At 60.7% G+C, this 8476-nt stretch carries 7 protein-coding genes; 6 read left to right on the plus strand and 1 reads right to left on the minus strand.

Going from position 1 to position 8476, the window contains the following annotated elements; all coding sequences use genetic code 11:
* Positions 1-32: 32 nt before the first annotated feature.
* On the minus strand, positions 33-1226 hold the full coding sequence (locus AS026_RS27905; protein ID WP_062373445.1) for a LysR family transcriptional regulator: 1194 nt from the start codon (positions 1224-1226) through the stop codon (positions 33-35).
* Positions 1227-1646: 420 nt separating this feature from the next.
* Between AS026_RS27905 and osmF the strand changes: the two genes are divergently transcribed.
* From osmF to AS026_RS27935, 6 genes are all read left to right on the plus strand, one after another.
* Complete coding sequence (gene osmF, locus AS026_RS27910) at positions 1647-2555, plus strand: glycine betaine ABC transporter substrate-binding protein OsmF (protein ID WP_062373449.1); 909 nt, start codon at positions 1647-1649, stop codon at positions 2553-2555.
* A gap of 65 nt (positions 2556-2620) precedes the next feature.
* A complete protein-coding gene (locus tag AS026_RS27915) occupies positions 2621-3787 on the plus strand; it encodes an ABC transporter permease (RefSeq protein ID WP_025658777.1) in 1167 nt (388 codons plus the stop codon).
* Entirely contained in the window at positions 3784-4728 is a 945-nt protein-coding gene (locus AS026_RS27920; RefSeq protein ID WP_062373451.1) for an ABC transporter ATP-binding protein, read from the plus strand. The genes AS026_RS27915 and AS026_RS27920 overlap by 4 nt, the downstream gene beginning before the upstream one ends.
* The gene (locus AS026_RS27925) at positions 4725-5474 is read left to right on the plus strand and encodes an ABC transporter permease (protein ID WP_062373454.1); all 750 of its coding nucleotides are present in this window, start codon (positions 4725-4727) and stop codon (positions 5472-5474) included. The genes AS026_RS27920 and AS026_RS27925 overlap by 4 nt, the downstream gene beginning before the upstream one ends.
* A gap of 47 nt (positions 5475-5521) precedes the next feature.
* On the plus strand, positions 5522-5917 hold the full coding sequence (locus AS026_RS27930) for a VOC family protein (protein ID WP_062373458.1): 396 nt from the start codon (positions 5522-5524) through the stop codon (positions 5915-5917).
* A 9-nt stretch (positions 5918-5926) separates the two neighbouring features.
* A complete protein-coding gene (locus AS026_RS27935; RefSeq protein WP_062373462.1) occupies positions 5927-8374 on the plus strand; it encodes a glycoside hydrolase family 2 protein in 2448 nt (815 codons plus the stop codon).
* Positions 8375-8476: the final 102 nt, after the last annotated feature.

Here is an 8476-nt window from a genome sequence, read left to right on the forward strand (position 1 = left end):
GCTCGAATCTCCTTGTCCGCCGCGCCGTCCATTTAAGCGAAAGCGTTTTCTTGCGCGACGGGTTCGGCAATTATTTCGGCAACGGCGGCGACAATCACGGCACTTGCGTCAGCCGAGGCTTTCCGATGGTTGAAGGCGACGTGATAGGACATCGGGATGGACTCCTCAAGTTCGACGATGCGAACCTTGTCGGCAATGGGCATGGCGCTGACGCGGCCAAGAAACGAGATATAGCCGTGGTTGGCGACAAGGTCGACGATCACAGGCAGAGAGTCGGCGGCAGTGATATCCTGGTTGCGGTGCCTGCGATTGGCAGTGCGCTCGTGGCTTAGCGCCATCGTGGCGTGTCCAAGCCCCGTCCTCGAACTCGGCGTGCAGATCGCGTGACCTTCGACAAGCTCGGCCACCGTCCGCTCTCGGCTTTGCAGCGGTGCTATCAGGACCATTTCGGTCTTCAGCAACTCGCGATGCTGGAAGCGCTCAAGACCAAAAACGGAGTCGAGAATGGCAACGTCGATCCGGCCGGATTTCAAAGCTTCCCGCAAGTCATCCGCCGTCATCAACACCAGAGACAGGGCATTCTTGCTGCGGCGGGCGTTCCATTCGGCGACGAGAGCGCCAAGGCATCGTGCAACCCAACTTTCCGATCCTGTCGGAATGATCGAACCGATGCGCAGCGCCCGCGCCGTGCGCTGATAGCGTTCGTCAGCGGACGCTTTCAGATCATTCCACTCCTGCGTGATGGCCTGAAAGATGGCATAGATCCGGCTACCCTGCTCCGTCAGCGCGGAGCCATTAGCCTGCCGCTCGAAGAGGCGATGACCGAGCGCCTTCTCCAAAGTCGCGATCTGAAGCGAAAGCTGCGGCTGACCGAGCTTCAGCCGTCGCGCCGCCCGGTTGATGCTGCCTTGGTCAGCGACCTCAAGGAACCGCTCCATCGTGGTGATCTTGATCGGCAGGCGCGACGGTTCGTTGGTCCCCATCCAGTTCGCGAGCTCTTCAGCTGCCCGCACGATCGGGGCGAGCTTTTCGCGCACGTCGTTGCTGGCGAGGAGCGTCGCAAGCTCGCCGGAGCTGCGCTCTGTCAGCTTCAGGGCAAGCACCGTTTCGAGATTGCGGACGGCGGTCGAGACTGTCGATGCTGCAAGCGAAAGGCTTCGTGCCGTCTCTCTGATCGAACCCGATGTGAGCACGTGACTGGCGACAAACAACGTGCCGAGCTGCAATCGCTGTCTCCGTAACAATATGAAAAATCGAACGATATGATGTGTTCGCGAAAAAAGATATCCCTGTCGGGAAATCCGGCGGCTATCGTTCCCGCCAAGAACAAAACCGGGCTGGACAGTAGAAGTGCTGAAGAGCACCGGACATCTGCGGAAACACGCAAGGGAACAAAAACAAATCGCGACAGCGATGGAAAAGGAAATGCATTTTCGCGCAAGCATTTGCATTCACCGCCATAATCGCGCCGCGACCGCAAAACTGGAGAGGCTTGCATCGATTTTTCGAACGCGAACGCTATTTCCATCACGCACGTATTTCCGGCATTATCGCAGCCAGACTGCTTTCGCCGGTGATTTTATACGTGGAAGGCTCCCGCCAGGGCCTGCCACGAGGTCAAACGGTGTAAATCAAGGGGACAATCCATGTTGAAGAAATTCGCTCTTGCCGTCACGCTTTCCGCCTTTGCGGCAGGGGCGGCCCATGCTGCAGACGTCGTCGTTTCATCGAAAATCGATACTGAAGGCACGCTGCTCGGCAACGTGATCGTGCTCGCGCTCAACGCAAACGGCATCAAGACGCAGGACCGTGTTGCGCTTGGGACGACGCCGGTTCTTCGCAAGGCAATCACATCAGGCGAAATCGACATCTATCCGGAATATACCGGCAATGCCGGCTTCTTCTTCAACAAGGCCGACGATGCAGCCTGGAAGAACCTCGAACAGGGCTACGAACTGGCCAAAAAGCTCGATTACGATGCCAACAAGATTGTCTGGCTGGCGCCTTCCCCCGCCAACAACACCTGGGCGCTCGCGGTCCGCAACGACGTCGCCGGCCCGAACAACCTGAAGACCATGTCGGACTTCGGCAAGTGGGTCGCAGGCGGTGGTGCTGCCAAGCTTGTGGCTTCCGCCGAGTTCGTCAACTCGGCTGGCGCGCTTCCGGCATTCCAGACGACCTACGGCTTCACGCTGAAGCCAGACCAGGAAATCGTCCTTTCGGGCGGTGACACGGCCGCGACCATCAAGGCGGCAGCCGACCAGACGAACGGCGCCAACACCGCCATGGTCTATGGTACAGATGGTGCGATCCAGGCCGCGGAACTGACGGTTCTCGAGGACGACAAGAACGTCCAGCAAGTCTATGCGCCGACCGCGATCATCCGCGAGGAAGTGCTGAAGGCAAACCCGAAGATCGAGGAAGTGCTCGCACCGATCTTCAAGAGCCTGAACGCCGATGAACTGCGCAAGCTGAACGGCAAGATCCAGGTCGACGGCGAACCGGCGAAGTCGGTTGCCGAAGGCTACCTGAAGGAAAAGGGCTTCCTGAAGTAATCTCGTTGCCCGATGCTCCGCCTGCCCACGGGCGGAGCAGCCTTTCGACCGGACAGGATGGATCGATGGAAGAAACCTTAGCGGTCCGCAAACTGGACCGGCTCGGCGTGGTGCTGGTGACAACAGGCGTTGTCGCAACTGCGCTCCTGCCTTTCATCTATGTGAAGGCAAACCGCATCGCCGCCGGAAAGCCCATGCTGCTGACGCAGCTACTCAATCAACCCTCCGCCCTCATCCTGACGATCCTCCTGCTGGCCACGGCCTTTGCCGTACTTTTTCTTCAAAATGCGCTGCTGCGGCTGGTGATCGCCACCCTTTGTTTTGCTGCGTTGCTCGCGACCATTGGATTTGCAGCTTCGGCATTCACGCCACCCGCCAGCAATGCCGCGCGCATGACGCCGGGCGGTGGGTTCTGGGTGCTGTTTGCGGTGATCGGGCTCGTCGTTTCGGACGCGCTCGTGAAGATCAAGCTTACGCCGTGGATGCGTATTGCGGCCCTTGTCGCCTACACCGGATTGCTCGGCATCTTCCTGGCTTCCGGACTGCTCGACGATCTCTCGATCATGAAGGAATTCGCGACCCGATCCGCGCAGTTCTGGACGGAAGCGGTCGCCCATTTGCTGTTGGCACTCGGCTCACTGGCGATCGCCATCGTCATTGGCCTGCCGCTCGGCATCCTGTGTTTCTGGGTTCCAAAGTTGCGTGCCGTCGTCCTGCAGGGCCTCAGCCTCATCCAGACGATCCCGAGCCTTGCGCTCTTCGGCATCCTGATGCTGCCGCTCGGCTATCTCGCGACGCACCTGCCCGCCGCCGCCTCGATCGGCATTCGCGGCATCGGCGCCGCGCCGGCGCTGATCGCGCTTGTCCTTTATTCTTTGTTGCCGATCGTGGCCAACACCGTCGTCGGTCTGCAGGGAGTCGATCCCTCGGTACGTGATGCAGCGGCTGGCATGGGATTGACGCGTCGCCAAATTCTGACCGGCATCGACTTGCCGCTTGCCTTTCCCGTCATTTTGACGGGCATCCGTATCGTCCTGGTGCAGGCGATCGGCTTGGTGACGGTCGCGGCTCTGATCGGCGGTGGCGGCTTCGGCATCTTTATCTTCCAAGGGCTCGGTCAAACAGCCATGGACCTCGTTCTGCTCGGCGCCGTGCCGACCGTCTTCTTCGCTTTTTCTTCGGCCGTCATCCTCGATGCGGTCATCGACAGCATACGGGGATCCGCCGCATGAGCATGATCGAAATCAGGAACGTCACCAAGCGCTACGGCACGGCGGCCGTCGTCGACAACGTCTCGATGGAAGTCGAGAAAGGTTCGATCACGGCTATTGTCGGCACCTCCGGCTCGGGCAAATCAACGCTGATGCGGATGGTCAACCGTCTCGTGCCGATCACGTCGGGCGCGATCTTCGTCGGCGGGCGGAACATCATGGACGTCCCGGTGACAGAATTACGCCGCAAGATCGGTTACGCGATCCAGGGGCACGGCCTCTTTCCGCATCGAACCGTTTCGCAAAACATCGCGACGGTGCCGCAGCTTCTTGGCTGGGATACGGCGAAAATCAAGAGCCGCGTCGAGGAACTGCTCGGTCTGTTCAACCTCGATCCCGCGGCCTTTGCCGAGAAATATCCGCATCAGCTGTCCGGTGGCCAGCAGCAACGTGTCGGCGTTGCGCGGGCGCTGGCGGCGGAGCCGGAACTGCTGTTGATGGACGAGCCCTTCGGCGCGCTCGATCCAGTCATCCGCGGCAAGGCGCAAGACGATCTGCTGGCGATCCAGAAGCAGTTCGGTACGACCGTCGTCCTCGTCACGCACGACATGGACGAAGCCTTCCATCTCGGCAACCAGATCGCCGTGATGAGCGCCGGCAAGCTGCTGCAATGCTCGACGCCGGAAAAGATCCTGACCGAGCCAGCCGATCCCTTCGTGCAACAATTGACCGGCACCTCCGACCGGGCGCTGAAGCTGATGTCGCTGCTGCCGCTGAAGGAAAGCATGGAGCCGGCAAAGTCAGGCCTCGCTTACGCATTGCCGCAGTCGCTCAGCCTGCGAGATGCCCTGGCAGAGATGATCTGGCAGGGCGTTGGCGAAGCCGCCGTCCAGAATGCGGACAAGGCGCCTGTCGGCTCGATCTCGATGACGCGATTGCTCGAACTGGGCCGGAAGGCATGAAGCTCGTCCTTGCGAACCTCTTCCGTGCTGCCGCACTGGTACTGCTGCTGATCCTCTTGTTCCGGACGGAGTGGCTGTCCTTCCTGCTCGTACCATTGACGAGCAACAATGCGCCGGCGGTCTATACCCAAAACAGCCTTCCGCATCTTGCCGCCTCGCATCTGTTTCTCGTGGCGATCTCGATCGTCGGCAGCGCCGTTCTCGCGATCCTCGGCGGCATATTCGTCACCCGCAAAAGCGGCGAGGACTTCCTGCCGCTGTCCCGGGCGATCGCCAATGCCGGCCAAACCTTCCCGCCGGTGGCAGTGCTCGCCCTTGCCGTGCCTGCAACCGGCTTCGGCGCCGGGCCAACGTTGATCGCGCTCTTTCTCTACGGCCTCCTGCCGATTTTCGAAAACACCGTCTCCGGCCTCAAGCAAGTCTCTCCCTCCGTGCTGGATGCCGCCGACGGCATGGGCATGAATGGCACGCAGCGGCTCTTTCAGGTGGAATTGCCGCTTGCCCTGCCGCTGATCCTCGAAGGTCTGAAGGTTGCGACCGTCATCAATATCGGCACGGCAACGATCGGCTCGACGGTGGCCGCCAAGGGCTTGGGCGAAGTCATCATTGCCGGGTTGATCTCCGACAATACCGCCTTCATTCTGCAAGGCGGCCTGATCGTCGGCCTGATGGCGGTGTTGATCTATGATGCGATGGGGCTGATCGAAAACGCCATCACTGAAAGAATTGGCTTGCGCCCGGCATGAGGCGACGGCTACCAAGGCTGCCGTGATATCGGCAATGGGAGGCAGCCTTGGCCAAGATGATCCACTCCATGATCCGCGTTCTCGACGAGGCGCGCTCGGTCGAGTTCTACGGCAAGGTCTTCGGCCTCAAGGTCGCCGATCGTATCGATTTCGACACCTTCACCCTGATTTACATGAGCAATGACGAGACCGGCTTCGAGCTGGAGCTGACGGTCAATAAGGGGCGCATCGAGCCTTATGACCTCGGCAACGGCTACGGGCATCTTGCCCTCTCGGTTCAGGAAATGGAGGTGGAGCACAAGCGTCTGACGGAGGCGGGATTGAACCCCGGCAAGATCGTCGAGCTCAATCGCGACGGCAAGTTGCTGGCGCTGTTCTTTTTCATCACAGATCCCGACGGCTACAAGATCGAAGTCCTGCAGCGTCACGGCCGTTATCTCTAAGGGCTTCACATGATTGAAAAGACCGAATTGAACCGTGGCTGGACGCTCTCCTGCAACGTTGCCGGTCGACGCGACCTGCCGGCCGAAATTCCTGCACAGGTGCCGGGTTGCGTACATCTCGACCTTCTGGCCAGCCGTCTGATCCCGGACCCCTCTCTCGACGTCAACGAGATCACCAACGACTGGATCGGCAAGGAAGACTGGACCTATCGCTGCAGCTTCGATGCGGCGCCGGATGCCGGAAAAGTCCAGGAACTGGTGTTCGAAGGCCTCGATACGGTCGCGACGATCGTGCTGAACGGCGAAGAGCTAGGCCGCACCTTCAACATGCACCGCACCTATCGCTTCGACGTGTCGGAGCGGCTGAAGCAGGGCGCGAATGAACTCGTTGTGACCTTTCGCTCCCCTTATGCCTACGGCGCCGAGATGGAGGCGCATTACGGTTACCGGCCGAACAACTATCCCGGCCCTGGAAACCTGATGCGCAAGATGGCCTGCAACTTCGGCTGGGACTGGGGTCCGACGCTGGTGACCTCGGGGATCTGGAAGCCGGTGCGGCTGGAAAGCTGGGAGCGGGCGCGGCTTGCGGAGACGCGGGTCTCGGCGACGCTTGCAGGCGGCGACGGGCTCGTGACGGTTCGCGCTCGTATCGAGCGCCGCGACGGCGCTGGCGCGAAGATCGTCGCGAGCATTGCCGGCGTCAGCCACGTCGCCGAGTTGGAAGGAGCCGATGCGGTCGAGTTCCAGCTGACTGTTCCAGCGCCGCAGATCTGGTGGCCGCATCATCTTGGCGCACAGCCACTCTACCCGCTGCAGGTCGAATTGCGGGATAGCGTAGGCGACGACTTACTCGACAGCTACTCTAAGCAGATCGGCTTCCGCTCCGTCAGACTCGACACAGCACCCGATGAACACGGCTCCGCCTTTACCTTCGTCATCAACGACGTGCCGCTTTTCCTCTGCGGCGCCAACTGGATTCCGGACGACTGCTTTCCGCCACGGGTAACCGCCGAGCGCTATGCTTCCCGGATCGAGGAGGCCAAGGCTGCGAACATCAATCTGCTGCGTGTCTGGGGCGGCGGCATCTTCGAGCGAGACGAGTTCTACGAGACCTGCGACCGCGCAGGGATGCTCGTCTGGCAGGATTTCCTGTTTGCCTGCGCCTCCTATCCGGAAGAAGAACCGTTGCACAGCGAGGTCGAGGCGGAGGTGCGCGACAATGTGGTGCGCCTGATGCCGCATCCGTCCCTGATCGTCTGGAACGGCAACAATGAGAACATCTGGGGCTTCGACGAATGGGGCTGGCGGCCGATCATCAAGGAGGATGTGAGCTGGGGGCTCGGCTACTATCTCGATGTTCTGCCAAAGCTCTGCGCCGAGCTGGACCCAGATCGGCCGTATTATCCGGGCAGCCCCTACTCCGGGACAATGGAGATCGAGCCGAACGCGGACGAGCACGGCTGCAAGCATATCTGGGATGTCTGGAACGATGTCGGCTACGAGGTCTATCGCAACTACATCCCGCGCTTCTGCTCGGAATTCGGCTGGCAGGCGCCGCCGAATTGGGCGACGATCGAAGAAAGCGTCCATGACACGCCGCTGACACCTGTTTCGAACGGCGTATTCCACCACCAAAAGGCGACGCAGGGCAACGACAAGCTGATCCGCGGTCTCGCCGGGCATCTACCGGTACCGCAGACGATGGATGACTGGCATTTCGCGACGCAGCTCAACCAGGCACGCGCCATCCGCTTCGCGATCGAGCACATGCGCTCGCACCGCGCCATCTGCAAGGGCGCCGTCGTCTGGCAGTTCAACGACTGCTGGCCAGTGACCTCATGGGCGGCGCTCGACTCGGCAGGACGGCGCAAACCGCTCTGGTATGCGATGCAACAGGCATTCGATCCCAGACTGCTGACCATCCAGCCACGCAAAGGCGGGCTGGCAGCCGTCGCCGTCAACGAGCGCACGCTGTTCTGGCGGGCGAAGATATCGGGCAAGCGCCTGCGGCTTGATGGTACGGTGCTCGCCGAATTCGAGTTCTGGCGGCTGCTCTGCGACCGCTTCGAAGCGAAGGAGTTTCCGCTGCCGGCGGATATTGCAACGCCGGACAATGCCGGTGACGAGCTTATCGTCGTGCAGATGCTCGACCGGCGCGCATTCCATTATTTTGTCGAGGACATCGATCTGAAGCTCCCGGCACCGCGGGCGTCAATCGAGCTAACTGCAACGACGGATGGATATGCGGTGAAGGTGACAGCGGAGACCCTGCTGAAGGACCTTTGCCTGATGGCCGACCGGCTCGATCCTGATGGCGGCGTCGATTCCATGCTGGTAACGCTGCTGCCGGGGGAAAGTCACATATTCGCGCTACGGACTGCAAAAGCGATGTCGGTAAGCGACATCAGCATTGGCACCGTGTTGCGCTCCGCCAACGATCTCGTCGCCACACACTGAAAAGGCCCCGTCTGCGACGGGGCCTCAGACCGCTGACAAACCCGTCGATATTTTCGGCGGGTTTGTTTTTTTGGACGTTGGTTGTTTTAAGTTGGGTTCTGC

The organism is Rhizobium altiplani, from assembly GCF_001542405.1.
In the GTDB taxonomy this organism is placed as follows: domain Bacteria; phylum Pseudomonadota; class Alphaproteobacteria; order Rhizobiales; family Rhizobiaceae; genus Rhizobium; species Rhizobium altiplani.

Bases quoted from the DNA above. Each gene is read 5' to 3' on its own strand.
- osmF (WP_062373449.1), top strand. From the start codon at position 1,647: ATGTTGAAGAAATTCGCTCTTGCCGTCACGCTTTCCGCCTTTGCGGCA.
- AS026_RS27915 (WP_025658777.1), top strand. From the start codon at position 2,621: ATGGAAGAAACCTTAGCGGTCCGCAAACTGGACCGGCTCGGCGTGGTG.
- AS026_RS27920 (WP_062373451.1), top strand. From the start codon at position 3,784: ATGAGCATGATCGAAATCAGGAACGTCACCAAGCGCTACGGCACGGCG.
- AS026_RS27925 (WP_062373454.1), top strand. From the start codon at position 4,725: ATGAAGCTCGTCCTTGCGAACCTCTTCCGTGCTGCCGCACTGGTACTG.
- AS026_RS27935 (WP_062373462.1), top strand. From the start codon at position 5,927: ATGATTGAAAAGACCGAATTGAACCGTGGCTGGACGCTCTCCTGCAAC.